Here is a 25,117-nt window from a genome sequence, read left to right as displayed (position 1 = left end):
TGAAAAAGCCGGATAGCGTATCAGCTGATCCGGCTTTTTTATTCAGTGCATATTCACGGCATAAACCGATAACCAATCCCGGTTTCGGTGAGAAAATGACGCGGACGGGCCGGGTCCAGTTCCAGCTTCTGGCGCAGGTGCCCCATATAAATACGCAGATAGTGACTGTGTTCGACGGCGTTTGGTCCCCAAACCTGATTCAATAACTGACGTTGCGTCAGCACCTTCCCGGCATTATTCAGCAGTACCGCTAACAAGCGAAACTCAATCGGCGTCAAATGAATCTCTTCGTCACCTCGGTGTACGAGGCGGGCGGCGATATCCACTTTAACATTAGAAAAATGCACCACCGGTTCGGGAGAAGTCCCGCTGGCGTGGCGACGTAATGCCACACGCAATCGCGCCTGTAGCTCGCCAATACCAAAAGGTTTACTGAGATAGTCATCGGCTCCGGCATCCAGCGCGGCGATTTTATCGCTTTCCTCACTGCGGGCTGAAAGCACAATCACCGGAATCGCGCTCCATTGACGCAGGTCGCGAATAAAATCAATGCCGTCGCCATCCGGCAGGCCAAGATCGAGAATGATGAGATCGGGTTTTCGCGTGGCGGCTTCCAGCAGACCACGTTGCAGCGTTTCCGCTTCAAATACACGTAGCCCATCGGCCTCCAGCGCGGTGCGCAGAAAACGGCGGATGGCCTGTTCATCTTCAACAATCAGTACGTTCGTCACATATCCTCATGAAAATCTTCAAGTTCAGGGGGAATTTCCTGGGGCAGTGTAACACGAAAACATGCCCCTCCCTGCGCGCGATTGTGGACAGAAATAGTCCCGCCATGCACGTCCACAATGGCCTGACAAATTGCCAGCCCCAGCCCAACGCCCGGCACCGATGACTCTTTATTTCCCCGAGAAAATTTGTCAAAAACGCGCTGTTCCATACCCGATGGAACACCCGGCCCATTATCCCAGACGTCCAGTTGCAGGTGTTCGCCATCGACGCTGGCATTAATACCGATCTGCGCCTGTGGACCCGCGTATTTGACGGCGTTCTCCAGCAGGTTAATCAACACCCGTTCAAAGAGCGGGCCATCGACGTGAATCAATGTCAACGGTTCTGGTAACGACAGATTTATCGGGGCAGAGAGACCTGGCTCCAGCATCTGCAGAGCGCTGCCGACCACCTCTTCCAGCGTTAACCACTCCTTCTTAAGATTAAAGCCGCCAGACTGAATTCGCGCCATATCCAGCAGGTTATTCACCAGTCGGGTCGTGTTCAGGACGTGCTGGCGAATTTCGCTGGCCTGGCGCGCGTGCGGCGATCCTTCGCTTGCCAGATCCAGCGTTAAGATTTCTGCCTGGCCGAACAACACCGTCAATGGCGTGCGCAAATCGTGGGACAGGGCAGCGAGCAGGGCGTTGCGAATACTTTCGCGCTCGCTGGCAAAGCGGGCCTGCTCTTCGCTGGCGGTTAGCGTCAGGCGCTCCAGCGCACTGGCGACCAGTAAAGTGAAGGTTTCCAGCAGGCGTTGCTGTTCGGGGATCATCAACTGGCGTAAATTTCCCGGTTCCACTACCAGCAGCCCATGCGTTTTGTCGGCGCTTTTTAATGGTAAAATTTGATACGGCACGCCCGGTAATGTGTCGGTGCCGGCACCTGCCATCTGCCCCTTGTCAAAACTCCACTGGGCAATGGCATCATCCCACGGTGTCATACCCTGCTGATGCGTCAGGGGAACCAACTTACCGTTTTCGTCAGGCAATAACACCCGGCTGCGTGCCTGAAACGTCGAGGCAATAAACTGTTCGCTGGTGGCGGCGATATCCGTCTGACTGCGTCCGACGGCCAGCGCTTTCGACATCTCATACAAATGACGCGTACGCTGTTCACGATAACGCGCGACCCGCGCCTGATACCGCACCCCGGCGGTCAGATTACCGATAACCAGACCGACCGTTAGCATCACGGCGAAGGTAAGCAGGTACTGGACGTCAGACACGGCCAGCGTGCCGCGTGGCGCAATAAAAAAGAGATCAAAGCTGGCGACGTTGATAAACGTTGCCAGAACGGACGGCCAGCGTCCGTAAAAGAGGGCGATAACCACCACGCCCAGTAGATAGAGCATCACCAGGTTGGCGGCGTCAAATGCAACCAACCACTGCATGGCAATCACTGTAATGATGGCGCACAGCGCGACGGCAACCACGCAACCCTGAATTTGTACCCGCCATTTATCCTTAAAAGTGCGGCTATCTGCAGTTTGCGGCACAGGGCGAACAGGGGGCTCATCGAGCGCAACAATCATCAGGTCGAGATCCGGTGCGCGATGGGCGAGTTTGTCGGCAAAGGAATCGCTGCGCCACCAGCGACGCGTCGTTGGACGCCCGAGGACAATTTTTCCCAGATTATGCTCACGGGCATAGCGGATCACCGCTTTGTCTTCGGCGGGATCGGAAAGAGTGGCGGTTTCTGCGCCTAACTCCTGGGCCAGCCGCAGAGCGCTTAAAATAGCGCGGCGCTGTTTTTCGGGCAGTCGGTGTAGCGCAGGTGTTTCAACATACACTGCATGCCAGACGCTGCCGAGACGCGCCGCCAGGCGTGCAGCAGCTCGCACCAGTTTTTCGCTGCCGGTGTTGTGTCCAATACACAGTAAAATGGCATCGCGGGTATGCCAGACTTTTTCTTCTCCCGGACGCCCCCGCCAGGCACGCATCTGATCGTCTACCCGATCGGCGGTGCGTCGCAGAGCCAGTTCGCGCAGCGCTATCAAATTACCTTTGCGAAAGAAATGCTCGATTGCACGCTCTGCCTGACCGGCGATATAGACCTTGCCTTCGTTCAGGCGCTGACGCAAATCGTCAGGTGGGAGATCGACCAGTACCACATCGTCAGCGGCATCGAAAAATGGGTCAGGAACGGTTTCGCGCACCTGAATACCGGTGACGCCGCTGACCACATCATTCAGGCTTTCCAGATGTTGGACGTTAACGGTAGTAAAAACGTCAATGCCAGCTTCCAGCAGCTCTTCAATGTCCTGCCAGCGCTTAGGATGCCGTGAGCCTGGCGCATTACTGTGCGCCAGTTCATCCATCAAAATGAGCGCTGGACGGCGGGCCAGCGCAGCGTCGAGATCGAACTCGCTGATATGACGACCATGGCGCGCCTGTCGCTTTAGCGGCAGGAAGCTGAGACCGTCCAGCAGCGCGGCGGTCTCTTTGCGTCCGTGGGTTTCCACCACGCCAATCAGCACATCTAACCCTTGCGCCCGTAGCCGCTGGGCTTCCGTCAGCATGGCCCAGGTTTTGCCGACGCCCGCACAGGCACCGAAGAAAATTTTCAGTTTTCCCCGGTGCGGCGCTGTGGTCTGCTCCAGCAGGCGATCGGGGTTGGGACGTAGGGGTTCGCTATGCATGTCCTTTTTCTCAGTGCTTATCCAGCGCTAAATTAAGTTCCACCAGGTTCACCACCGGCTGGCCGATAAAACTGACCAGCGGCTTTTGCGTGTATTGTGCAACCAGGCGCGTAACCTCTTCAACGCTGAGGTTGCGAGCCTGCGCCACGCGGGGAATTTGCCATGCGACCGCATCGGGTGTCAGATTATTGTCCAGACCGCTGGCGGACGCTGTGACCAGTTCCACGGGCACAGCAGGGTTAGCTTGTGGATTAGCAGCTCGCAGCGCGGCAATCCGGCTTTGTAGCTGTTTATCCAGTTCCGGGTTGCTGGCTGCCAGATTACTGCCGCCTGAAGCCATTGGATTATAGGGCATTTCCGCTGTGGCTGAGGGGCGTCCCTGAAAATAACCGGCAGCGGTAAAGTGTTGCCCAATAAGCTCAGAGCCGCGAACGATCTGACCTTCGCGCAGAAGCGAACCGTTAGCCTGGTGGGGGAACCACCACTGCCCCAGCGCAGTGGTCAGCAGCGGATAAACACCGCCGGTGATAAGCATCAGGAAAAGCAATGTTGATAATGCAGGACGTAATCCACTCATCAGAAACCTCACACCAGACCCAGCAGAGTCAGCAGTAAATCAATTACTTTGATACCGATAAACGGCACAACCAAACCGCCCAGACCATAGATCCACAGATTGCGGCGCAGCATCGCGGAAGCGGATAATGGCTTATAGCTCACCCCCTTCAGCGCCAGTGGGATCAGGAAGACAATCACCAACGCATTGAAGATGACGGCGCTGAGGATCGCCGAATCCGGCGAATGCAGTCGCATGACGTTCAGCGCATTGAGCTGCGGGTAGGTGGCGGCGAATGCCGCCGGGATAATGGCAAAATACTTCGCTACGTCGTTGGCGATACTAAAGGTGGTCAGCGACCCGCGCGTCATCAGCATCTGTTTACCAATGTGCACCACTTCAATCAGCTTAGTGGGGTTAGAGTCGAGATCCACCATGTTGCCCGCTTCCTTCGCGGCCTGAGTCCCGGAGTTCATGGCGACCGCAACGTCGGCCTGCGCAAGGGCAGGAGCGTCGTTAGTTCCGTCTCCGGTCATCGCCACCAGACGGCCTTCCGCTTGATACTGACGAATCAGCGCCAGCTTGGCTTCCGGTGTCGCTTCGGCTAAAAAGTCATCCACTCCGGCTTCCGCGGCGATTGCGGCGGCGGTCAAACGGTTGTCGCCGGTGATCATCACCGTTTTGATCCCCATTTTACGCAGTTGGGCAAAACGTTCTTTAATCCCGCCTTTGACGATATCTTTCAGGGCAATCACGCCCAGTACGTGCGAGCCTTCGGCCACCACCAGCGGCGTTGCGCCAAGGCGAGCGATGTTTTCGACCTTCTGCTCCACATCGGCAGGAAAGTGGCCGCCGTTGGCTTCGACGTGACGACGAATAGCATCAACCGAACCTTTGCGGATCATCCGATTGTCGATGTTGATACCGCTCATCCGACTCTGCGCGGTAAACGGTACAAAGGTGGCATGCAGCGATTGCACATCGCGAATACGCAGGTTAAAGCGCTGTTTGGCCAGGATTACAATGCTGCGGCCTTCCGGTGTTTCATCGGCCAGGGATGAAAGCTGTGCAGCGTCGGCCAGCGTTTTTTCGTCCACGCCCTGGGCGGGCAGAAAATCAGAAGCCTGACGGTTACCCAGCGTGATGGTGCCGGTTTTATCCAGCAGCAGTACGTCCACATCACCTGCCGCCTCTACGGCACGTCCGCTGGTGGCGATAACGTTCGCACCCAACATGCGGCTCATCCCGGCGACGCCAATCGCGGAGAGCAGCCCGCCTATCGTCGTAGGGATTAAACACACCAGCAGCGCAACCAATACCGTGACGCTGACAGCGCTACCGCCCCAGGCGGAAAACGGCCACAGCGTGGCGGTTGCCAGCAGAAAGACGATAGTCAGGGCAATCAGCAGGATCGTCAGGGCGATTTCATTTGGCGTTTTACGTCGCTGTGCGCCTTCGACCATGGCAATCATTCGGTCGAGGAATGTTTCTCCGGGGTTGACGCTACACGCGATCACCAGCCAGTCCGAGAGAATGCGTGTCCCGCCAGTGACGGAGGCAAAATCGCCGCCGGATTCACGAATTACAGGCGCGGATTCACCGGTAATGGCGCTTTCATCCACCGAGGCACCGCCTTCGATCACCTCGCCGTCACAAGGGATAATATCGCCCGCTTCCACCAGCACGATATCCCCTTTGCGTAACTCTTCGGCTGGCACGTGATCCATTTGCGCGCCATATTTCGGTTCACGAAGTTTGCGGGCAAAGGCGGTTTTTTTGACCCTTTTCAGGCTGTTGGCCTGCGCTTTACTACGCCCTTCAGCCAGCGCTTCCGCAAAGTTAGCGAACAGAACGGTCACCCACAGCCAGAGGCTTATCGCGCCGGTAAACAGTGGATTACCTGACATATGGCCGGTCGCCATCGCTACCGTTAACAGGGTGGTCAGCAGGCTGCCCAGCCAGACGATAAACATCACCGGGTTACGCCACTGAGTATGTGGACTTAATTTTTTCACTGCGTCCATTAGCGCTTGTGCGACCAGAGAAGGTTCGAACAGCGCCAGTTGCTTGCGACTCATAGTCATGTGCTCCGCATCACTCAACGTAAAGAGAGGTATTCTGCTACCGGGCCAAGCGCCAGCGCAGGAACAAAGGTGAGGGCGCCAACCAGCAACACCGTACCGATCAACAATCCAACAAATAGCGCGCCGTGGGTAGGTAGCGTGCCGGGACTTGCTGGTTGACTCTTTTTACCGACCAGTGAACCGGCAATCGCCATCACCGGGATAATGACGCCGAAGCGGCCGAAGAACATGCACGCGGCCAGCAGACTGTTCCAGAATGGGCTGTTGGCACTTAATCCGGCAAAAGCGCTCCCGTTGTTATTGGCGGCAGACGAGACCGCGTATAGTACCTCGCTAAAACCATGCGGCCCGGGATTGAGTATGGCGCTACGCCCGGCATCGCTCATCATGGCGATCGCTGTCCCAAGCAGAACCAGCGCAGGGGTAACCAGAATCGCCAGCGCGGTCATTTTCATTTCGCGGACATCGATTTTTTTACCCAGATATTCCGGCGTGCGGCCAATCATCAGCCCGGCGATAAAGACCGCCAGCAGCACGAACAGCAGCATGCCGTACAACCCTGACCCCACACCGCCGAACACCACTTCGCCAATCTGCATCAACCACATCGGTACCATGCCGCCCAGCGCAGTGAAGGAGTCGTGCATAGCAATGACTGCGCCACAGGATGCGGCTGTCGTGACGACCGCAAACAGACTACTGACCAGCACGCCAAAGCGGCTCTCTTTACCTTCCATATTGATATTGCTGTCTGCGCCAAACGCCATCAGATGCGGATTACCCTGCACTTCGGCCCACATTACAACCGCCACGCAAACGACAAAAATAAGCGACATAGCCCACAGCAGGGTGCGCCCCTGTCGGCGATCGCCCACGACGTCACCGAAGGCGAAACACAGCGCCGTGGGAATTAAGAAGATTGCCAGCATCTGGACCATGTTGGTCAGCGCGGTTGGGTTTTCAAACGGATGTGAGGAGTTGGCATTAAAAAAGCCGCCGCCGTTGGTACCGAGCATCTTAATGGCCTCTTGTGAGGCGACAGGTCCCATCGGCAGCAGTTGTTTTGTCCCTTCAAGCGTGGTGATCGCCTGATAAGGCAGCAGGTTTTGCAACGCACCTTGTTGGATGAAAAACAGCGCGATGAGCAGAGAAATCGGCAGCAATATCCACAGCGTAATGCGGACCAGATCCACCCAGGCGTTGCCCAGCGTGTTCATACTCTGGCGCGTGAAGGCGCGAGCCAGGGCAAAGATCACCGCAATACCAGTCGCCGCAGACAGAAAATTCTGCACGGTCAGGCCGGCCATCTGGCTGAAGTAGCTTAAAGTGGTTTCACCCGCATAGGACTGCCAGTTGGTGTTGGTCACAAAACTCACCGCGGTATTGAGCGCGAGATCCCACGATAGCCCTGGTAACTGTTGTGGATTCAGCGGCAGCAGGTTTTGCGCCATTAACATCGCAAACAGTATCAGCAGGCCGAGGATATTAAGTGCGAGGATCGCCAGCAAATAGTGCAGCCAGGTCATTTCCTGCTGCGAAATACCCAGCCCACGCCACAGCACACGCTCAACGCCTGCAAGGCCGGGTAAGGATGTGTTGTTGATAAGACGCGCCAGCCCAAAGCCCAACTGCCTGGCGAGAACAAACAGCACCAGCAGGAAACTGGCGATGAGTAAAAATCCTTGCGCTGCCATCAGAACGCCTCCGCATTAATCAAGGCATACACCAGATAACCCAGTAACAAAAAGACCAGCACAATGCCGGTTATCACGCCTGCACTCACAGTGCACCTCCAGTGGCATAAATGTGATAACCAGAGCGTAGGTTTTTGGTTGCAAAGATTTCGCAAAAATCTGCGGGCGGGGTGTAAAAAAAGTATAAAAATGGCAAAGACCATCATTTAACTAATGATTAGTATTAATTTAACCTTTGTGTAACTTAATTACGGGTTTACGTTAAACGGAGCATCAATAGATAAAAATAAGTGGTCGGATGAGTAGCAAAATTACACACAAGGCGGTATTATTTTCATCAGTTAACCAAGTTTATTTTCCGGTGCGATTCACCGAACAGATATATGGGAGAGGATTATGGACTTTTATAAAGAGTATCCAGCACACATTGTTTTCTTGCGCCGTACCTTTGCCGTACTGGCTGGTGTGCTGGCGCTGCCGGTCATGCTGTTCTGGAAAGACCGTGCCCGTTTTTACAGCTACCTACATCGCGTCTGGTCGAAAACCAGTGATAAGCCGGTGTGGATGGAGCAGGCTGAAAAAGCCACCTGCGATTTCTACTAAGTTACCGTTCAGGCTCAAAAAACCGCCAACAGCAATGTGGCGGTTTTTTTATACGTCGCAGTCTACACTTACCTGTGTAACGGATAAGGAGTAGCAATGAGCAAGAGAATTTCTGTTGGTATCCGCGCCTGTCTGACCACAGAAGCGAACGATAAATTTCTGTTTGACGAGAATACGCTGGTACGTATTTATGCCTTGCATGAATTGCACCGACTGCGCCAGAGCGGATTATCACGTGGTGCATTGATTGATTTTCACACCCGTTACAAGCTGGTGTTACTGGCACACTCCCAACCGGAGTATCGTGAGCTCGGCCCTTTTGTTGCCGCAATCCACGAATGGGCAAGCCTCGATGCTTTTTATACGGAGTACCGTTTGCGGTTGATTCATCTGCTGTTTAATAACGCGACCCGACGCAACCATACTAATGTCCTGATGCATGTGCAGGGCTATTTCCGTAACCAGCTCAATCTTCGTCAACGTCAGGAACTGACCTCAATAATCGATAACTATCGACGTGAGATGCAGCCGCTGCTTGCGCCATTGATGCTCCTCCAACACTATATGACGGAGCACCCGAACAGCTGGTTGTCCGGGCAACGTTACTTTGAACTCTGGCCTGCGATTCTGCGTTTACACGGCAAAGCTTAATTTTTATTCGGGAGTTTTATGACCACTCATCTGGTCTGGTTTCGGCGAGATTTACGTCTGCATGACAATCTTGCGCTGGCAGCGGCATGTCGGGATCGTGCGGCACGGGTATTGGCGCTATATATTGCCACGCCCGCACAGTGGAAAGCGCATGATATGTCACCGCGTCAGGCGGCGTTTGTCGACAAGCAGTTGAATGCGCTGCAAACGGCGCTGGCAGAAAAAGGCATCCCGCTGCTGGTTTATGACGGCGGGGATTTCACAGCCAGCGTAGAGATAGTCAAAAATGTCTGCGCACAGCATGACGTTAACCGACTGTTTTATAACTATCAGTACGAAATCAACGAACGCCAGCGCGATGCTCAGGTTGAAAAATCATTATCGCAGGTGGTGTGTGAGGGTTTTGACGATAGCGTAATCCTGGCGCCGGGCACGGTAATGACCGGGAATCATGAGATGTATAAAGTCTTTACACCGTTTAAAAATGCCTGGCTGAAGCGGTTAAAAGACAGTATCCCGGAGTGTGTTGCGGCACCAAAAGCCCGCGAAAGCGGCGCAATTTCCCCCCCATCAACGCCAATTACGCTCAATTATCCACAGCAGGATTTTGATGTGGCGCTTTTCCCGGTAGAAGAAAAATCGGTTATCGCGCAATTACGTCAGTTTTGTCAGCACGGCGCGGCAGAATACGAGCAACAACGCGATTTCCCGGTAAATGAAGGTACCAGTCGGTTGTCGGCAAGCCTTGCCACCGGCGGGTTATCACCGCGTCAGTGTCTGCACCGTTTGTTAGTCGAGCAACCGCAGGCGCTAGAGGGAGGCGCCGGGAGTGTTTGGCTAAACGAGCTCATCTGGCGCGAATTTTATCGCCATCTACTGACGTACTATCCCGCACTGTGTCGGCATCAGCCCTTTATTCGCTGGACCGATCGTGTGCAATGGCAAAATAACGTGACGCATTTTCAGGCATGGCAGACGGGAAATACAGGGTATCCAATCGTAGATGCGGCGATGCGCCAGCTTAACGGCACAGGGTGGATGCATAATCGTTTACGCATGATCGCGGCGAGCTTTTTGGTGAAAGACCTGCTGATCGACTGGCGAAAAGGTGAGCAGTATTTCATGTCACAACTGATCGACGGTGATCTGGCGGCGAATAATGGTGGCTGGCAGTGGGCTGCTTCTACCGGAACGGATGCTGCGCCGTATTTCCGTATTTTTAATCCCACCACACAGGGGGAGAAATTTGACCGTGACGGTGATTTTATCCGCCAATGGGTACCGGAATTACGCGATGTACCGGGAAAAGCCATTCACGAACCGTGGACGTGGGCGGAAAAAATGCAGGTGACACTCAATTATCCTCGTCCGATTGTCGATCATAAGCAGGCAAGGTTAGCCACGCTGGCAGCATATGAAGCAGCGCGTCATTCGTAATCGCCGGATCAAAACAGGCCCGAGGCATATGACATCGTCGGGCCCGTAAACTCAGGACTCTATCGCGAGCGGACGGTTTTTGAATTTGAGCGATTGATATAACCAAATCATCAGCACCAACGCCACACAGGCCAGCGCGCCCCAGGTAATTTCGCTAAAGACATCAATATAGGCGTTGATGGAGTAGTTGATGGCACCAGAAGCATCAAATGCGCCCTGTGATGTCTGGTCAGCAATCACACCCGCCAGGTAGTTGGCAATGGCCCCGGAAAGCAACATATAGATGCCGGTTAATACGCCGGTTACCCCTGGGATCTCAATGCGTGTAATTTGTGACATGGCGACAGGGTCGATAAACAGCTCGGCGAATCCCATAACTGCCAGCCCTAAAACCATCAACGGCATGGAGGAGTGCTCATATGTGGCGGACCAACGGGCGCTTAAGGTCAGAATACAGAAACCAGCACTCATTAAGCCGAGGCCGAGAGCAAACTTACCCCAGATACGAACAGTACGATTGCCACTCACGCTTTCTTTGACCACCCAGGCCAGCACGATGCCGCACAACATAACGGCGAAGGCGTTTACCGACTGGAACATGGCAGTAGGGACTGAATATCCCATCACGTCGCGATTGACAAAGCGGTCGATATACAGGCTGATGGAGCTACCACCCTGCTGTGCAAAGGCCCAGAACAACAAGCTGAAGAAGGTCAGCGTGACGATAAGCCCCAGTTCTTTACGCTGTTTCTGCGTTTGCGCCTGACGGTAAATTTTTGCCAGAACAGCCAAACCAATGACGGTGGCGACAATCAGCGCGTACACGGACCACTCTTTCCAGAACAGGACGGTAATTAAAAGCGGTGCGGCGACCAGCAGAACCAGCAGCCAGGCCCAGTTCGGCAGAATGAACGATTTGGCACACAGCACGGCTTTGTTGACGCCGGTAGTGTGAGCGAAATGACGATTCCCGCATAAGAAAATGACCAGTCCGGCCAGCATACCGATAGCGGCCAGCGCAAAGCCCATTGCCCAACTGTACTCTTCCTGCACATAGCCGCAGGCGATAGGGGCAATAATTGAACCAATGTTACCGGCGGCATAGAGCAGAGAAAATCCGCCGTCACGGCGCGGATCTTCTGGTTTATACAATTCACCCAGCAGACAACTGATGTTGGATTTAAACAAACCGTAACCACAGACAATAATGGCCAGAGATAAATAGAGAAACGCCGGAGCCATTTCACTGGCGCCCAGCACCAGATGTCCCACTGCCATCAAAAATGCGCCAATCATTACCGCCATGCGGTTACCGAGCACTTTATCCGCCAGGTATCCCCCGAGAATAGGCGTGACATACACCAACGAACAGTAAGCGCTGAACAGTTCATACGCGTGATTATCGTTGTACTTAAGCTGGTTAGTGAGATACAGGATCAGCAGTGCACGCATGCCATAAAAACTGAAGTATTCCCAAATTTGCAGCGCGACGACGTAATAAATCGCGCGCGGCTGAGATGCTTGTTTATTCATTATTTTCTCGAAGTAAATGCCTCACGATGGGAGGAACGTGCCGTGTGAGGGTGTTTCCTTAAAGTTGTAACTTTGATACAGATCTGATTGTTTTTGCAATATGCTGTCTGATTGCATAAATATACATGAATACAATCTCATGGTGGTAAGCAATTTACGTTTACAGGCCGCGTGATTGTTTCTTGATGTGTCAGCGAAATGGCTATCGACGAACGGAGGTGAGGACGCTATTTTAACTGAAGCTGTGTTGCTGATTGAGCGGGCAGAATTTATGACAACGAGGACGATGATGAAAAACACCGAGCTGGAACAACTGATTAATGACAAGCTGAACAGCGCAGCCATAAGCGACTATGCACCGAATGGTTTGCAGGTTGAGGGCAAAGAAACGGTGCAAAAAATCGTGACCGGCGTAACCGCAAGCCAGGCATTACTGGATGAGGCTGTTCGCCTTGGGGCCGATACGGTCATCGTTCATCATGGTTATTTCTGGAAGGGAGAATCTCCGGTTATTCGTGGCATGAAGCGCCGGCGTCTGAAAACGCTGCTGGAAAATGACATCAACCTGTATGGCTGGCATCTGCCGTTGGATGCCCACCCCGAACTGGGGAATAACGCACAGCTGGCCGCGCTGTTGGGTATTACCGTGATGGGTGAAATCGAGCCTCTGGTACCGTGGGGGGAACTCTCCATGCCGGTTCCTGGGCTGGAACTGGCATCCTGGATTGAAGCGCGTCTGGGACGTAAACCGTTATGGTGCGGTGATACCGGGCCGGAAACCGTTCAGCGTGTTGCCTGGTGTACGGGGGGCGGTCAAAGTTTCATTGATAGCGCAGCCCGCTTTGGTGTTGATGCCTTTATTACCGGGGAAGTTTCTGAACAAACCATTCACTCTGCCCGCGAGCAGGGACTGCATTTCTATGCTGCCGGCCACCATGCTACCGAACGCGGCGGTATTCGTGCATTGAGCGAATGGCTGAATGAAAATACCGATCTGGATGTGACGTTCGTCGACATCCCTAACCCAGCCTAATTAAAGAGGGACGAAAGTGCAGCGAGCGCGTTGTTATCTGTTAGGTGAAACCGCGGTGGTTCTGGAGCTGGAACCGCCGATTACGCTGGCAACTCAGAAACGCATCTGGCGTCTGGCCCAGCGTCTGGTTGATGCTCCGAATGTACTTGAAGCCATTCCGGGAATGAACAATATCACGGTGATTCTGAATTCCCCGCAAACGCTGGCGCTGGATGCGATTGAACGACTGCAGCGCTGGTGGGAAGAGAGCGAGGCGCTGGAGCCGGATTCGCGCTTTGTCGAAATCCCCGTTATCTATGGCGGCGAATATGGGCCCGATCTGGCCGAAGTCGCCCGGCACAGTGGTTTGAGCAACAAGCAGGTCGTTGAATTGCATGCGTCAGTTGATTATGTCGTCTGGTTTTTAGGGTTTCAGCCTGGGTTTCCCTATCTTGGGAGCTTACCGGAACCATTGCATACGCCAAGACGAGCCGAACCGCGCTTACTTGTTCCGGCAGGGGCGGTGGGGATCGGCGGCTCACAAACCGGTATCTACCCGATTGCAACGCCCGGCGGGTGGCAACTGATAGGACGTACCACCGTTAAGCTTTTTGATCCGCAGCGCGAGGAGCCGATCCTGTTACGGGCTGGAGATACTGTACGTTTTGTCCCGCAGAAGGAGGGCGTATGTTAAACATCATTCGTGCTGGCATGTACACCTCTGTACAGGATGGGGGTCGTCATGGCTTTCGTCAGTCAGGGATAAGTCACTGCGGCGCGTTGGACAAACCGGCATTGAACGTCGCTAATCTGCTGGTAGGAAATGATGCGAATGCTGCCGCGCTGGAAGTCACGTTGGGTCAGCTGGTGGTGGAGTTTGACGCGGATGGTTGGTTTGCCTTGACCGGCGCGGGATGCGAAGCGCATTTGGATCGTACTCCGGTATGGAGCGGTTGGCGGTTGCCGGTTAAAGCCGGACAACGCCTGTCATTAAAACACCCGCATCATGGTATGCGCAGTTACCTGGCGGTGGCGGGCGGTATTGATGTTCCCGACGTTATGGGATCGCGCAGTACCGATTTGAAAGTCGGTATTGGCGGGTTTGAAGGCCGTTTGTTACGCGATGGCGATAAGTTGGCGATTGGCGTTTCAACACGACAATTCAATGGCCCACAAGGGGTAAAACAGTTGATGTGGGGCAACCACATTCGTGCGTTACCTGGACCTGAATATCAGGAATTTGACGAGGCATCGCAGGCATCGTTCTGGCGCTCGCCGTGGCGACTGAGTCCACAGAGTAACCGTATGGGGTATCGCTTGCAGGGGCAGCCACTGACACGCGCGACAGACCGCGAGATGTTGTCACACGGTTTGCTCCCCGGCGTGGTACAGGTTCCGCATAACGGGCAGCCAATTGTACTGATGAACGATGCCCAGACCACGGGCGGATATCCGCGTATCGCCTGTATCATCGAGGCGGATATGTATCACCTTGCGCAGATCCCTCTTGGACAACCGATTCACTTTGTTCAGTGCTCGCTGGAAGAGGCGTTGAAGGCGCGTCACGATCAGCAGCGCTATCTGGAACAGCTAACATGGCGACTTAACGATGAAAATTGATTTGAATGCAGACCTCGGAGAAGGCTGTGCGAACGACGCGACGTTGCTCCAGTTGGTGTCATCGGCCAATATCGCCTGTGGATTTCATGCCGGAGACGCACAAACCATGCTGGCAAGTGTACGGGAAGCATTGAAAAACGGCGTGGCTGTGGGGGCACACCCTGGCTTTCCGGACCGGGAAAATTTTGGTCGTAGTGCTATGAATCTGCCTGCCGAAACGGTTTATGCTCAGACGCTGTATCAAATTGGTGCACTGTCAGTCATCACCCGGGCTGAAGGGGGCGTGATGCGTCATGTGAAACCGCACGGCATGCTCTATAACCAGGCGGCGAAAGATCCTCAACTGGCCGATGCGATTGCGAAAGCGGTTCATGCCTGCGATCCGTCATTGATCCTGGTAGGGCTGGCGGGAAGTGAGCTGATCCGTGCCGGAGAACATTATGGCCTGGTGACGCGTCAGGAGGTGTTTGCCGATCGGGGTTATCAGGCTGATGGCAGTCTGGTTCCGCGCAGCCAGCCAGGCGCACTGATTGAGGATGAAGAGCAGGCGCTGGCGCAAACGTTAGAAATGGTGCAATCCGGCAGAGTAAAAAGCCAAAGTGGAACATGGGCGAGCGTGACAGCCCAGACGGTATGCATTCACGGGGATGGCGAGCACGCACTCGCTTTTGCCCGTCGTTTGCGCAGCGCCTTTAATGCATGCAATATTCAAATTAGCGCGTAAGTTTATTCATACAAAACAATAATATATTACACAACAACATAAGGGATTTAATTATGGGAGAGGCTATTTCTCTCTGGCCATTGACGGGGATCGCCGTCATCGTGGTCGGATTTCTTTTACGTTTTAACCCGGTATTGGTGGTTATCGTTGCCGGGATCGTCACCGGGCTGGCGGCGCATATGCCAATCGCCACTATTCTCGAAAAGCTGGGTGAAGGCTTTCTCAACACCCGCAACCTGCCGTTTATCCTGCTGATTCCGCTGGCAGTCATTGGTCTGCTGGAACGTCACGGGCTGAAAGAGCGTGCCCAGGCGTGGATCGCGAAAATCCGCAGCGCCACCAGCGGTCGTCTGCTCATTGTCTATCTGTTTATTCGTGAAGCGACCGCCGCGCTGGGCTTGACCAGCCTGGGTGGGCATCCTCAGATGGTACGTCCGTTATTAGCCCCGATGGCTGAAGGGGCAGCGGAGAAAAATCATGGCGAATTGCCGGGGGCCGTGCGTTATCGCCTGCGTGCAATGTCTGCGGCGACTGACAACGTTGGTCTGTTTTTCGGTGAAGACATCTTCGTTGCCTTTGGGGCGATCATTTTCATGCACAACTTTATGCTGGAGTCCGGTGGGATCCAGACTGAGCCACTGCATATTGCTTTATGGGGGATCCCAACGGCAATTTGCGCCTTCTTGATCCACGGTACGCGCTTGTGGCGTCTGGACAACTATCTGCAGCGTGAGGTGGCGAAAGCCAATGCGGCAGCGAAAGGAGCAGCGCAATGAATTTTCAGCAAAGCTATCTCTACTGGCTGGCGGGGGCGGTACTGTTGATTGTGGCGGTGATGTCCTGGCAGGACAAAGCGAACCCACGCCGTCTGAGCACGGGGCTGTTTTGGGGACTGTATGGGGTGCTGTTCCTGCTTGGCGACTGGACGTACTCACTGTTTGGCGACAAACGTACGGTACATATCGCGGTCGGCATTGCGGTGGTCATACTGGCGCTGATTGCCGGGTTTGGCGGTGTGAAACTGGGAAGTTACCATCAACGCACCCAGCAGCAGCGTGAAGAGAGCGCCAGCCGCCTGGGTAATCGTCTGTTTTTCCCGGCGCTGGCTATTCCGGTGGTGACCGTTATCGGTGTACTGATGTTTAACCATATTCCGGGCTTGCAGGATGCGCTGTTTGGGCCAGGGAATCACGCCACGCTGGTGACGCTCTTTTCTATGACTGCGGGTTCGCTGATTGGTCTGGCCATGGCGGTTAAAATGACCCATGAGCGCGTCCATCAGCCCATTCAGGAAGCCCGTCGTCTGCTGGATTCCATCGGCTGGGCGTTCATCCTGCCGCAGATTCTGGCGACGCTCGGGCTGCTGTTTACGGCAGCGGGCGTAGGCAGCGGCATTTCATATCTGACCCAGGAATACCTCGCGGTAGATAGCCGCTTCATCGCCGTGGCGGTGTACACCATCGGCATGGCATTGCTGACCATGGTGATGGGCAATGCGTTTGCTGCTTTCCCGATTGTGACCGCCGGGATCGGTATTCCAATTCTTGTGTTGCAGCATGGTGGTAACCCCGCGGTGATGGCGGCTATTGGCATGTTCTCCGGTTATTGCGGAACCTTAATGACGCCGATGGCAGCGAACTTTAACATCGTGCCTGCAGCCCTGCTGGAGTTACCGGATAAAAATGCCGTGATTAAAGCGCAGGTGCCAACCGGCATACTGCTGTTGCTGGTTAACGTGTTCCTGATGTATTTCCTGATGTTCCTGTAAGGAGGAAGGATGAAAACGGTCTTAATCACCGGATTTGAACCCTTTGGCGGAGAGTCAGTTAACCCTTCCTGGGAAGTGGTCTCCGGGCTCGACAATGCTATCATCGCTGGATGCCGCGTCGTTGCGCGTCAGCTACCGTGTGTGTTTGGCGAGTCTCTGGCCGTACTTAATGCCGCGATTGACGCGCTGTCACCGTCGTTGGTGCTGGCGGTGGGGCAGGCAGGGGGGCGCACGGATATCACCGTGGAGCGCGTGGCAATCAACGTTGACGATGCGCGTATCGCGGATAACCACGATCAGCAGCCTGTTGATGTGCCGATTGTCGCCGAGGGACCGGCAGCATGGTTTAGCACGCTGCCAATCAAAGCGATGGTGATGGCCATGCGTAATGCGGGTATTCCAGCCTCGGTTTCCCAAACCGCGGGTACCTTTGTTTGCAATCATGTGATGTATGGCCTGCTGCATACGTTACGCGACACACCGGCAGTGAAGGGCGGTTTTATCCATATTCCTTATCTGCCACAACAGGCCGCCGCGCACCCCGGAGCGCCAAGTATGGCGAGCGAAACGGTGCGCCGGGCGCTGGAAATTGCCATTGACACCGCATTGCAGGTGGACAGCGATATTGCGGTGACGGGCGGTGCAACACACTAACAAAGGACAGTATTATGCCTGAAGGCCCGGAGATCCGCCGCGCGGCGGATAACCTGGAGGCGGCAGTCAAAGGCAAACCCCTGACGGATGTCTGGTTTGCCTTTGAGCAGTTAAAACCGTATCAATCCCAACTCATCGGGCAGCGTGTTACCCGGCTTGAAACGCGGGGTAAAGCCTTGCTGACCCATTTTTCCAATGGTCTGACGCTGTATAGTCACAATCAGCTTTACGGCGTGTGGCGTGTGGTCGATACCGGCAACATTCCGCAAACCACGCGGGTGCTACGCGTCAGGCTGCAAACAGAAGATAAAACTATCCTGCTGTATAGCGCGTCTGACATCGAAATGCTGACGCCAGAGCAGCTTACCACCCATCCGTTCCTGCAGCGGGTTGGGCCGGACGTACTGGATGTACGTTTAACGCCCGATGACGTTAAAGCGCGTCTGTTATCCCCGCGTTTTCGCAACCGCCAGTTTTCTGGTCTGCTGCTCGATCAGGCATTTCTCGCGGGATTAGGTAACTATCTGCGGGTAGAGATTCTCTGGCAGGTAGGGTTGACCGGGCAGCATAAAGCGTCGCAGCTTAGCGATGAACAGCTGGATGTGCTGGCGCATGCGCTGCTTGATATTCCTCGTCTGTCCTACAACACCCGTGGGCTGGCGGATGAGAACAAACATCACGGGGCGCTGTTTCGCTTTAAGGTTTTTCACCGGGACGGCGAAACCTGTGAGCGCTGTGGTGGAATCATCGAGAAAACGACACTTTCCTCGCGACCGTTTTACTGGTGTCCGGGCTGCCAGCATTAGGTGGGCTGTTTTGGCGCATGCGCGGAGATAAACCGCGCCACCGCCGGACCGGTCAATAAGATACTGAACAGCCGCAGGGTTTGCATCGCCATGATGAGCGCCATATCGGTGTGGCTGCCTGCGGCAATTACCGCGACGGAATCCACGCCACCTGGACTGGTCGCCAGATAGGCGGTGAGAAAATCGATTTGCATGTAATGCGCCAGACCCCAGGCCATAGCGGCACAAATCGTCATCAGTGAAAAAATGGACAACAGGATCTGCGGCAAGGGGCGCAACGCCATTAAAAAGATCTGCTTGTCAAAACCCAGGCCGATTTGCCAGCCGATGGCCATATACGCTATCGCCAGTAGCCATTCCGGCAGTTCAATTACCATGACACCACCGGCATTCAGCAATGCGCCCGCCAGCATCGGCAGCAACATGACACCAGAGGGGATGCGCAGTAAGCGCCCGACCGTTCCGGCAACGGCGGCCAGCAGTATGGTGCTCAATAGATTGCTGCTCAGCGGCGGAAACCAGACGATTTGCTCACTTACAGTTTGCGCCTGGTCGCCCATTACCAGTCGGGTTACCAGCGCGGCAGCGCCAACCACCAACAGTACCCGCAGATACTGCATAAACGCCACCAGGCGGATGTCGGCGCCATAATCCTGCGCCATCGCCACCATCGCGGCTGCCCCGCCCGGTGATGAACCCCACGCGCCGGTGTTCCCCGGTAGAGTACTGTAGCGAACCAGCAGCCAGCCGATTACCGCGCTGCTAATAAGGGTTACCAGCAGGATAACCATCACCATCTGCCAGTGTGCCGCAAGTGTCGTTAAAATAGATCCTGTCAGGTTTTGCGCAATCATACAGCCGAGAACGGCCTGCGCGGCAAGAAATGTGCAGCGGGGAGGGTGCAGGGAGATCCCGCGCAGACTGAAAATGATACCGACGATCATCGAACCGAGCAGCAATGCGCCTGGAAGATGTATCAACAGAAAGAACAGGGAGAGAAGGAGCGATAGCAGAAACAACAGGCTCCACTGTAAAACAGGCATCCCATGCTCCTGAGTTAAATGACGGAATTCTCAGTAAATCATAGAGAAAGCGTGATGAGAATAAAATAATGTGGATCAATAAAAACAGGCCGGACTCTGGCTTCAACGCCTTGTCCGGCCTGGGAGAGTTGATTGCTGTAAGCCGGACAGGCGCTAATGCTATCCGGCAGACAATTAACGCTTAATATCAGACTTAAAACCGCGTTTGTCGTAGCCGGTGTACAGTTGACGCGGACGGGCGATTTTCATGCCGTCGGTGTGCATTTCGTTCCAGTGTGCAATCCAGCCAACGGTACGCGCCATGGCGAAGATAACGGTGAACATAGAAGACGGAATGCCCATTGCTTTCAGAATGATGCCGGAGTAGAAGTCTACGTTCGGGTAGAGTTTCTTCTCGATGAAGTACGGGTCGTTGAGCGCAATGTGCTCAAGTTCCATCGCCACTTCCAGCAGATCATCTTTGGTACCCAGCTCTTTCAGCACTTCGTGACAGGTTTCACGCATCACGGTGGCGCGTGGGTCATAGTTTTTATAAACACGGTGACCAAAGCCCATCAGGCGGAAGGAGTCATTCTTGTCTTTCGCGCGGCGAACAAATTCCGGAATGTGTTTAACTGAGCTGATTTCTTCCAGCATTTTTAGCGCAGCTTCGTTTGCGCCGCCGTGTGCCGGTCCCCACAGGGAAGCAATACCGGCCGCGATGCAGGCAAACGGGTTAGCGCCAGAAGAGCCCGCGGTACGTACGGTAGACGTTGAGGCGTTCTGTTCGTGGTCAGCGTGCAGGATCAAGATACGGTCCATGGCGCGTTCCAGAATCGGATTCACCTCGTATTTTTCGCACGGCGTAGAGAACATCATGTTCAGGAAGTTACCAGCGTAGGAGAGGTCGTTACGCGGGTACACGAACGGCTGGCCGATGGAGTATTTGTAGCACATTGCGGCCATGGTCGGCATTTTGGACAGCAGACGGAAAGCGGCGATTTCGCGGTGACGCGGATTATTCACATCCAGCGAATCGTGGTAGAACGCAGCCAGCGCCCCGGTTACACCGCACATAACGGCCATCGGGTGAGAGTCGCGGCGGAAACCGTGGAACAGACGGGTGATCTGCTCGTGGATCATGGTATGGCGAGTGACCGTGGTTTTGAACTCGTCGTACTCTTCCTGCGTCGGTTTTTCGCCGTACAGCAGGATATAACACACTTCCAGATAGTTGGACTCGGTCGCCAACTGGTCAATCGGGAAGCCGCGATGCAGCAAAATACCTTCGTCACCATCGATGAACGTAATTTTGGATTCGCAGGATGCGGTAGAGGTGAAACCTGGGTCAAAAGTGAATATCCCTTTTGAACCGAGACTACGAATATCAATAACATCTTGACCGAGCGTACCTTTCAGCACATCCAGTTCAATAGCAGCGTCACCATTTAGAGTGATTTTTGCTTTAGTATCAGCCATTTACGGTCTCCTTAGCGCCTTATTGCTTAAGACTGCCGGAACTCACATTTGCCTTCGTACATCAATGAACCGTTACCAGTTTGTTATTTGGCTCGCCGCTCTGCGAAAGAGGGGATGACCTGGGTACAGAGCTATGGGCGCTTGCAGGTAAAACGGTCTTTTCATGGCGAATAAACTGCAAATCAAGAACTTAGCAATCCGAATTATTAAACCTGTCTATCACTAATAACTGTCCTGACGGTATTGGTCAATACTTCCACACTGTTGCATAACTAAATCTCCGGTGAAAGAGTGACCCCATAACTTTTACGCATTATATGCTTTTTCTGGTGTCGTTTGTAACAACTTTGTTTAATGATTGTCAAATCAGATGATTAAAAATTAAAATAATGTTGTTATCGTGACCTATGTCACTGTTCGGGATAAAACCCGACAAACTATATGTAGGTTAATTGTAATGATTTTGTGAACGTCCTATACTGCCGCCAGGTCTCCGGAATACCCTGCAATCCCGAGCCAACCAGCGTTGTAACGTGTCGTTTTAGCATCTGGAAGCGGTGTTTTATATGACGCGTAGTTATAGTAAGGACGCTGTCTGACCCGCACGCAGACCGGAGGAAGGAAATCCCGTCGTCTTTCAGGCTACAGGTGTCTTCATCTTCTGTACCCGAAGTCCAAAGGGAATAATAAGAACAGCATGTGGGCGTTATTCATGATAAGAAATGTGAAAAAACAAAGACCTGTCAATCTGGATCTACAAACGATCCGGTTCCCAATCACGGCGATAGCGTCCATTCTCCATCGCGTATCCGGAGTGATCACCTTCGTGGCGGTCGGGATTCTGTTGTGGTTATTGGGTACCAGCCTTTCCTCCCCTGAAGGTTTCCTCACCGCGTCATCCATTATGAATAACTTCTTTGTGGAGTTAATTCTGTGGGGGATCCTGATTGCGCTGGCCTATCACGCCGTAATGGGCATTCGCCATCTGTTGATGGATTTTGGCTATATCGAAGAAACCCTCGAAGCAGGGACACGCTCCGCCAAAATTTGTTTCGTTATCATTGTCGTGCTTTCACTTCTCGCAGGAGTCCTCGTATGGTAAGCAACGCCTCCGCATTAGGACGCAACGGCGTACATGACTTCATTCTGGTCCGTGCTACCGCTATCGTTCTGACGTTATACATCATCTATATGGTCGGCTTCTTCGCCACCAGCGGCGAGCTGACGTTTGAAGTCTGGACCGGTTTCTTCTCATCGGCATTCACCAAAGTCTTCACCCTGCTGGCACTTTTCTCCATCTTGATTCATGCCTGGATCGGCATGTGGCAGGTGTTGACCGACTACGTTAAACCTCTGGCTGTGCGCCTGATTCTGCAACTGGCTATCGTCGTTGCGCTGGTGGTTTACGTCATTTATGGATTTGTTGTGGTGTGGGGTGTGTAATGAAACTGCCAGTCAGAGAATTTGATGCTGTTGTGATTGGTGCCGGCGGCGCAGGTATGCGCGCGGCGCTGCAAATTTCCCAGAGCGGTCAGACCTGTGCGCTGCTCTCCAAAGTGTTCCCAACCCGTTCCCATACCGTATCTGCGCAAGGTGGTATCACCGTTGCGCTCGGTAATACCCATGAAGATAACTGGGAATGGCACATGTACGACACTGTCAAAGGGTCGGACTACATTGGTGACCAGGACGCTATTGAATATATGTGTAAGACCGGCCCGGAAGCGATTCTGGAGCTGGATCACATGGGGCTGCCGTTCTCTCGCCTCGATAATGGCACAATTTATCAACGTCCGTTTGGCGGCCAGTCGAAGAACTTCGGCGGTGAGCAAGCGGCACGTACTGCGGCAGCGGCAGACCGTACCGGTCATGCGCTGTTGCACACGCTGTATCAGCAGAACCTGAAAAACCATACCACCATCTTCTCAGAATGGTATGCCCTGGATCTGGTAAAAAATGCCGATGGCGCGATTGTCGGCTGTACCGCGCTGTGTATTGAAACCGGTGAGGTAGTTTACTTCAAAGCCCGTGCGACCGTGCTGGCGACCGGCGGTGCTGGCCGTATTTATCAGTCCACCACCAATGCCCACATCAACACCGGTGACGGTGTTGGTATGGCTATCCGCGCGGGTGTTCCGGTGCAGGATATGGAAATGTGGCAGTTCCACCCAACCGGTATCGCCGGTGCGGGCGTTCTGGTGACAGAAGGCTGCCGTGGTGAAGGTGGCTACCTGCTGAACAAACACGGCGAGCGCTTCATGGAGCGTTATGCCCCGAACGCGAAAGACCTGGCGGGTCGTGACGTGGTGGCGCGTTCCATCATGATCGAAATCCGTGAAGGTCGCGGCTGTGACGGCCCGTGGGGTCCGCACGCTAAGCTGAAACTCGACCACCTGGGTAAAGAAGTGCTGGAATCCCGTCTGCCGGGCATTCTCGAACTGTCTCGCACCTTCGCTCACGTTGACCCAGTGAAAGAGCCCATCCCGGTTATCCCTACCTGCCACTATATGATGGGCGGTATTCCGACCAAAGTCACCGGCCAGGCGCTGACTGTGAATGAGCAGGGCGAAGATGTGGTGATCCCAGGGCTGTTTGCCGTCGGCGAAATCGCCTGCGTGTCGGTTCACGGCGCCAACCGTCTGGGCGGCAACTCGCTGCTGGACCTGGTGGTGTTTGGGCGTGCGGTGGGCTTGCATCTGCAGGAATCTATCGCCGAGCAGGGTGACCTGCTGGATGCGACCGAAGATGAAATCGATGCTTCTCTGGCGCGTCTGAACCGCTGGAACGGTAATCGCAACGGTGAAGACCCGGTGTCCATTCGCAAAGCGCTGCAGGAATGTATGCAGCACAACTTCTCGGTATTCCGCGAAGGCGATGCGATGGCGAAAGGTCTGGAAGAGCTGAAAGCGATTCGCGAGCGGCTGAAAAATGCCCGTCTGGATGATACCTCCAGCGAGTTCAACACCCAGCGCGTTGAGTGCCTGGAGCTGGATAACCTGATGGAGACCGCGTACGCCACCGCCGTATCTGCAAACTTCCGTACCGAAAGCCGTGGCGCGCATAGCCGCTTCGACTTCCCGGAACGTGATGATGAAAACTGGCTGTGCCATTCCCTGTACCTGCCAGAATCGGAATCCATGACACGACGTCAGGTCAATATGGAACCGAAACTGCGCCCGGCATTCCCGCCGAAGATTCGTACTTATTAATGCGGAGACAGGACAATGAAACTCGAGTTTTCAGTTTATCGCTATAACCCGGATGTTGACGACGCTCCGCACATGCAGGATTACACCCTGGAGGCGGAAGAAGGGCGCGACATGATGCTGCTGGATGCGTTGATGCAGCTGAAAGAAAAAGACCCTACGCTGTCGTTTCGTCGTTCCTGCCGGGAAGGGGTCTGCGGCTCCGACGGTCTGAACATGAACGGCAAAAATGGACTGGCCTGTATCACACCTATTTCTGCGCTGAATCAGCCGGGCAAGAAAATTGTCATTCGCCCGCTGCCGGGCTTACCGGTTGTGCGCGATTTGGTGGTAGACATGGGGCAATTCTACGCACAGTATGAGAAGATTAAACCTTACTTGTTGAATAATGGGAAAAATCCTCCGGCTCGTGAGCATTTACAAATGCCTGAGCAGCGTGAGAAGCTCGATGGGCTGTATGAATGTATTTTGTGTGCATGCTGCTCAACGTCCTGCCCATCATTCTGGTGGAACCCGGACAAGTTTATTGGCCCGGCAGGCCTGCTGGCCGCGTATCGCTTCTTAATTGATAGCCGCGATACCGAGACCGACAGCCGCCTGGAAGGTTTGAGTGACGCTTTCAGCGTATTCCGCTGCCATAGCATCATGAACTGCGTCAGCGTATGTCCGAAAGGGCTGAACCCGACGCGCGCCATCGGCCATATTAAGTCGATGTTGCTCAAACGTAGTGCATAAGTTGTAGTGATTGCCGGATGGCGACGTAAACGTCTTATCCGGCCTACAAGGGACATAACCCGTAGGCCTGATAAGCTACGCGCCATCAGGCAATATAAGTGCAGGAAACCTCTAAAAACTG

General features: G+C 54.2%; 25 protein-coding genes. 15 read left to right on the top strand and 10 right to left on the bottom strand.

The window, feature by feature from the left end:
- Positions 1–53: 53 nt before the first annotated feature.
- The 6 genes from kdpE to kdpF are packed head-to-tail and all read right to left on the bottom strand — an operon-like array spanning position 54 to position 7,835.
- Positions 54–731 carry a two-component system response regulator KdpE gene (kdpE, locus tag I6L54_RS18420; protein WP_005121396.1) on the bottom strand — a complete coding sequence of 226 codons (678 nt, stop codon included), beginning with the start codon at positions 729–731 and terminating at the stop codon, positions 54–56.
- Entirely contained in the window at positions 728–3,412 is a 2,685-nt protein-coding gene (gene kdpD / locus I6L54_RS18415) for a two-component system sensor histidine kinase KdpD (RefSeq protein ID WP_040232533.1), read from the bottom strand. Before kdpD ends, kdpE begins: the two co-directional genes overlap by 4 nt.
- Positions 3,413–3,422: 10 nt before the next feature.
- Entirely contained in the window at positions 3,423–3,989 is a 567-nt protein-coding gene (kdpC, locus tag I6L54_RS18410) for a potassium-transporting ATPase subunit KdpC (protein WP_005122574.1), read from the bottom strand.
- Positions 3,990–3,997: 8 nt separating this feature from the next.
- Positions 3,998–6,046 carry a potassium-transporting ATPase subunit KdpB gene (kdpB, locus tag I6L54_RS18405; RefSeq protein ID WP_040232532.1) on the bottom strand — a complete coding sequence of 683 codons (2,049 nt, stop codon included), beginning with the start codon at positions 6,044–6,046 and terminating at the stop codon, positions 3,998–4,000.
- 20 nt (positions 6,047–6,066) lie between these two features.
- Positions 6,067–7,746, bottom strand: a complete 1,680-nt coding sequence (gene kdpA / locus I6L54_RS18400; RefSeq protein ID WP_005122571.1) for a potassium-transporting ATPase subunit KdpA — start codon at positions 7,744–7,746, stop codon at positions 6,067–6,069.
- Positions 7,746–7,835: a K(+)-transporting ATPase subunit F gene (gene kdpF / locus I6L54_RS18395; RefSeq protein WP_001670793.1), complete on the bottom strand. Its 90-nt coding sequence runs from the start codon at positions 7,833–7,835 to the stop codon at positions 7,746–7,748. The genes kdpA and kdpF overlap by 1 nt, the downstream gene beginning before the upstream one ends.
- 307 nt (positions 7,836–8,142) lie before the next feature.
- Here kdpF and I6L54_RS18390 point away from each other — a divergent pair, with 307 nt between their 5' ends.
- The 3 genes from I6L54_RS18390 (at position 8,143) to phrB (ending at position 10,437) form a co-directional block, all read left to right on the top strand.
- The gene (locus tag I6L54_RS18390) at positions 8,143–8,349 is read left to right on the top strand and encodes a YbfA family protein (protein WP_005122569.1); all 207 of its coding nucleotides are present in this window, start codon (positions 8,143–8,145) and stop codon (positions 8,347–8,349) included.
- Between the two features lie 96 nt (positions 8,350–8,445).
- Complete coding sequence (locus tag I6L54_RS18385) at positions 8,446–9,000, top strand: DUF1722 domain-containing protein (protein ID WP_005122568.1); 555 nt, start codon at positions 8,446–8,448, stop codon at positions 8,998–9,000.
- 18 nt (positions 9,001–9,018) lie between these two features.
- Positions 9,019–10,437, top strand: a complete 1,419-nt coding sequence (phrB, locus tag I6L54_RS18380; protein ID WP_040232529.1) for a deoxyribodipyrimidine photo-lyase — start codon at positions 9,019–9,021, stop codon at positions 10,435–10,437.
- A 51-nt stretch (positions 10,438–10,488) separates the two neighbouring features.
- Here the strand turns inward: phrB and dtpD are convergent, their stop codons facing one another.
- Positions 10,489–11,970, bottom strand: a complete 1,482-nt coding sequence (gene dtpD, locus I6L54_RS18375; protein WP_040232527.1) for a dipeptide permease DtpD — start codon at positions 11,968–11,970, stop codon at positions 10,489–10,491.
- Positions 11,971–12,259: 289 nt separating this feature from the next.
- Here dtpD and ybgI point away from each other — a divergent pair, with 289 nt between their 5' ends.
- Genes ybgI through nei form a run of 8 tightly spaced genes read left to right on the top strand, consistent with a single transcriptional unit; the run spans position 12,260 to position 18,554 of the window.
- The gene (ybgI, locus tag I6L54_RS18370; protein ID WP_005122565.1) at positions 12,260–13,003 is read left to right on the top strand and encodes a radiation resistance protein YbgI; all 744 of its coding nucleotides are present in this window, start codon (positions 12,260–12,262) and stop codon (positions 13,001–13,003) included.
- 16 nt (positions 13,004–13,019) lie between these two features.
- A complete protein-coding gene (gene pxpB / locus I6L54_RS18365; protein WP_005122564.1) occupies positions 13,020–13,676 on the top strand; it encodes a 5-oxoprolinase subunit PxpB in 657 nt (218 codons plus the stop codon).
- Positions 13,670–14,602: a 5-oxoprolinase subunit PxpC gene (pxpC, locus tag I6L54_RS18360; RefSeq protein WP_005122563.1), complete on the top strand. Its 933-nt coding sequence runs from the start codon at positions 13,670–13,672 to the stop codon at positions 14,600–14,602. Before pxpB ends, pxpC begins: the two co-directional genes overlap by 7 nt.
- A complete protein-coding gene (gene pxpA, locus I6L54_RS18355; RefSeq protein ID WP_040232526.1) occupies positions 14,592–15,326 on the top strand; it encodes a 5-oxoprolinase subunit PxpA in 735 nt (244 codons plus the stop codon). Before pxpC ends, pxpA begins: the two co-directional genes overlap by 11 nt.
- Positions 15,327–15,379: 53 nt before the next feature.
- Complete coding sequence (locus I6L54_RS18350) at positions 15,380–16,102, top strand: DUF969 domain-containing protein (protein WP_005122560.1); 723 nt, start codon at positions 15,380–15,382, stop codon at positions 16,100–16,102.
- Positions 16,099–17,094: a DUF979 domain-containing protein gene (locus tag I6L54_RS18345; protein WP_005122559.1), complete on the top strand. Its 996-nt coding sequence runs from the start codon at positions 16,099–16,101 to the stop codon at positions 17,092–17,094. Before I6L54_RS18350 ends, I6L54_RS18345 begins: the two co-directional genes overlap by 4 nt.
- Positions 17,095–17,103: 9 nt before the next feature.
- Entirely contained in the window at positions 17,104–17,748 is a 645-nt protein-coding gene (pcp, locus tag I6L54_RS18340; RefSeq protein WP_005122558.1) for a pyroglutamyl-peptidase I, read from the top strand.
- A gap of 14 nt (positions 17,749–17,762) precedes the next feature.
- The gene (nei, locus tag I6L54_RS18335) at positions 17,763–18,554 is read left to right on the top strand and encodes an endonuclease VIII (RefSeq protein WP_040232524.1); all 792 of its coding nucleotides are present in this window, start codon (positions 17,763–17,765) and stop codon (positions 18,552–18,554) included.
- Here the strand turns inward: nei and I6L54_RS18330 are convergent.
- The 3 genes from I6L54_RS18330 to I6L54_RS24640 all read right to left on the bottom strand — a co-directional run bounded on the left by I6L54_RS18330 (position 18,551) and on the right by I6L54_RS24640 (position 21,315).
- Positions 18,551–19,597, bottom strand: a complete 1,047-nt coding sequence (locus I6L54_RS18330; RefSeq protein WP_005122554.1) for an AbrB family transcriptional regulator — start codon at positions 19,595–19,597, stop codon at positions 18,551–18,553. The two genes, nei and I6L54_RS18330, sit on opposite strands and share 4 nt — an antisense overlap.
- Positions 19,598–19,771: 174 nt before the next feature.
- A complete protein-coding gene (locus I6L54_RS18325; protein ID WP_005122553.1) occupies positions 19,772–21,055 on the bottom strand; it encodes a citrate synthase in 1,284 nt (427 codons plus the stop codon).
- Positions 21,056–21,261: 206 nt separating this feature from the next.
- Positions 21,262–21,315, bottom strand: coding sequence for a hypothetical protein (locus I6L54_RS24640; RefSeq protein WP_418135082.1), 54 nt, complete (start codon positions 21,313–21,315; stop codon positions 21,262–21,264).
- A 437-nt stretch (positions 21,316–21,752) separates the two neighbouring features.
- Here I6L54_RS24640 and sdhC point away from each other — a divergent pair, with 437 nt between their 5' ends.
- Genes sdhC through sdhB form a run of 4 tightly spaced genes read left to right on the top strand, consistent with a single transcriptional unit; the run spans position 21,753 to position 24,996 of the window.
- The gene (sdhC, locus tag I6L54_RS18320; protein WP_003831406.1) at positions 21,753–22,157 is read left to right on the top strand and encodes a succinate dehydrogenase cytochrome b556 subunit; all 405 of its coding nucleotides are present in this window, start codon (positions 21,753–21,755) and stop codon (positions 22,155–22,157) included.
- On the top strand, positions 22,151–22,498 hold the full coding sequence (gene sdhD, locus I6L54_RS18315; RefSeq protein WP_005122550.1) for a succinate dehydrogenase membrane anchor subunit: 348 nt from the start codon (positions 22,151–22,153) through the stop codon (positions 22,496–22,498). Before sdhC ends, sdhD begins: the two co-directional genes overlap by 7 nt.
- The gene (gene sdhA / locus I6L54_RS18310; RefSeq protein WP_005122549.1) at positions 22,498–24,264 is read left to right on the top strand and encodes a succinate dehydrogenase flavoprotein subunit; all 1,767 of its coding nucleotides are present in this window, start codon (positions 22,498–22,500) and stop codon (positions 24,262–24,264) included. Before sdhD ends, sdhA begins: the two co-directional genes overlap by 1 nt.
- A gap of 15 nt (positions 24,265–24,279) precedes the next feature.
- Positions 24,280–24,996, top strand: coding sequence for a succinate dehydrogenase iron-sulfur subunit SdhB (gene sdhB / locus I6L54_RS18305; RefSeq protein ID WP_005122548.1), 717 nt, complete (start codon positions 24,280–24,282; stop codon positions 24,994–24,996).
- The last annotated feature ends 121 nt before the right edge of the window (positions 24,997–25,117 follow it).

The sequence above is a fragment of the Citrobacter pasteurii genome, from assembly GCF_019047765.1.
In the GTDB taxonomy this organism is placed as follows: Bacteria; Pseudomonadota; Gammaproteobacteria; order Enterobacterales; family Enterobacteriaceae; genus Citrobacter; species Citrobacter pasteurii.
The sequence above is the reverse complement of the archived record's forward strand: the minus strand, read 5'-3'. Positions and strand labels throughout refer to the sequence as shown.

What these genes read in the sequence shown, in the direction of transcription:
- kdpD (WP_040232533.1), bottom strand. Translation starts at nt 3,412, where the DNA reads ATGCATAGCGAACCCCTACGTCCCAACCCCGATCGCCTGCTGGAGCAG.
- kdpC (WP_005122574.1), bottom strand. Translation starts at nt 3,989, where the DNA reads ATGAGTGGATTACGTCCTGCATTATCAACATTGCTTTTCCTGATGCTT.
- kdpB (WP_040232532.1), bottom strand. Translation starts at nt 6,046, where the DNA reads ATGAGTCGCAAGCAACTGGCGCTGTTCGAACCTTCTCTGGTCGCACAA.
- kdpA (WP_005122571.1), bottom strand. Translation starts at nt 7,746, where the DNA reads ATGGCAGCGCAAGGATTTTTACTCATCGCCAGTTTCCTGCTGGTGCTG.
- I6L54_RS18390 (WP_005122569.1), top strand. Translation starts at nt 8,143, where the DNA reads ATGGACTTTTATAAAGAGTATCCAGCACACATTGTTTTCTTGCGCCGT.
- I6L54_RS18385 (WP_005122568.1), top strand. Translation starts at nt 8,446, where the DNA reads ATGAGCAAGAGAATTTCTGTTGGTATCCGCGCCTGTCTGACCACAGAA.
- phrB (WP_040232529.1), top strand. Translation starts at nt 9,019, where the DNA reads ATGACCACTCATCTGGTCTGGTTTCGGCGAGATTTACGTCTGCATGAC.
- dtpD (WP_040232527.1), bottom strand. Translation starts at nt 11,970, where the DNA reads ATGAATAAACAAGCATCTCAGCCGCGCGCGATTTATTACGTCGTCGCG.
- ybgI (WP_005122565.1), top strand. Translation starts at nt 12,260, where the DNA reads ATGAAAAACACCGAGCTGGAACAACTGATTAATGACAAGCTGAACAGC.
- pxpC (WP_005122563.1), top strand. Translation starts at nt 13,670, where the DNA reads ATGTTAAACATCATTCGTGCTGGCATGTACACCTCTGTACAGGATGGG.
- pxpA (WP_040232526.1), top strand. Translation starts at nt 14,592, where the DNA reads ATGAAAATTGATTTGAATGCAGACCTCGGAGAAGGCTGTGCGAACGAC.
- I6L54_RS18350 (WP_005122560.1), top strand. Translation starts at nt 15,380, where the DNA reads ATGGGAGAGGCTATTTCTCTCTGGCCATTGACGGGGATCGCCGTCATC.
- I6L54_RS18345 (WP_005122559.1), top strand. Translation starts at nt 16,099, where the DNA reads ATGAATTTTCAGCAAAGCTATCTCTACTGGCTGGCGGGGGCGGTACTG.
- pcp (WP_005122558.1), top strand. Translation starts at nt 17,104, where the DNA reads ATGAAAACGGTCTTAATCACCGGATTTGAACCCTTTGGCGGAGAGTCA.
- nei (WP_040232524.1), top strand. Translation starts at nt 17,763, where the DNA reads ATGCCTGAAGGCCCGGAGATCCGCCGCGCGGCGGATAACCTGGAGGCG.
- I6L54_RS18330 (WP_005122554.1), bottom strand. Translation starts at nt 19,597, where the DNA reads ATGCCTGTTTTACAGTGGAGCCTGTTGTTTCTGCTATCGCTCCTTCTC.
- I6L54_RS18325 (WP_005122553.1), bottom strand. Translation starts at nt 21,055, where the DNA reads ATGGCTGATACTAAAGCAAAAATCACTCTAAATGGTGACGCTGCTATT.
- sdhC (WP_003831406.1), top strand. Translation starts at nt 21,753, where the DNA reads ATGTGGGCGTTATTCATGATAAGAAATGTGAAAAAACAAAGACCTGTC.
- sdhD (WP_005122550.1), top strand. Translation starts at nt 22,151, where the DNA reads ATGGTAAGCAACGCCTCCGCATTAGGACGCAACGGCGTACATGACTTC.
- sdhA (WP_005122549.1), top strand. Translation starts at nt 22,498, where the DNA reads ATGAAACTGCCAGTCAGAGAATTTGATGCTGTTGTGATTGGTGCCGGC.
- sdhB (WP_005122548.1), top strand. Translation starts at nt 24,280, where the DNA reads ATGAAACTCGAGTTTTCAGTTTATCGCTATAACCCGGATGTTGACGAC.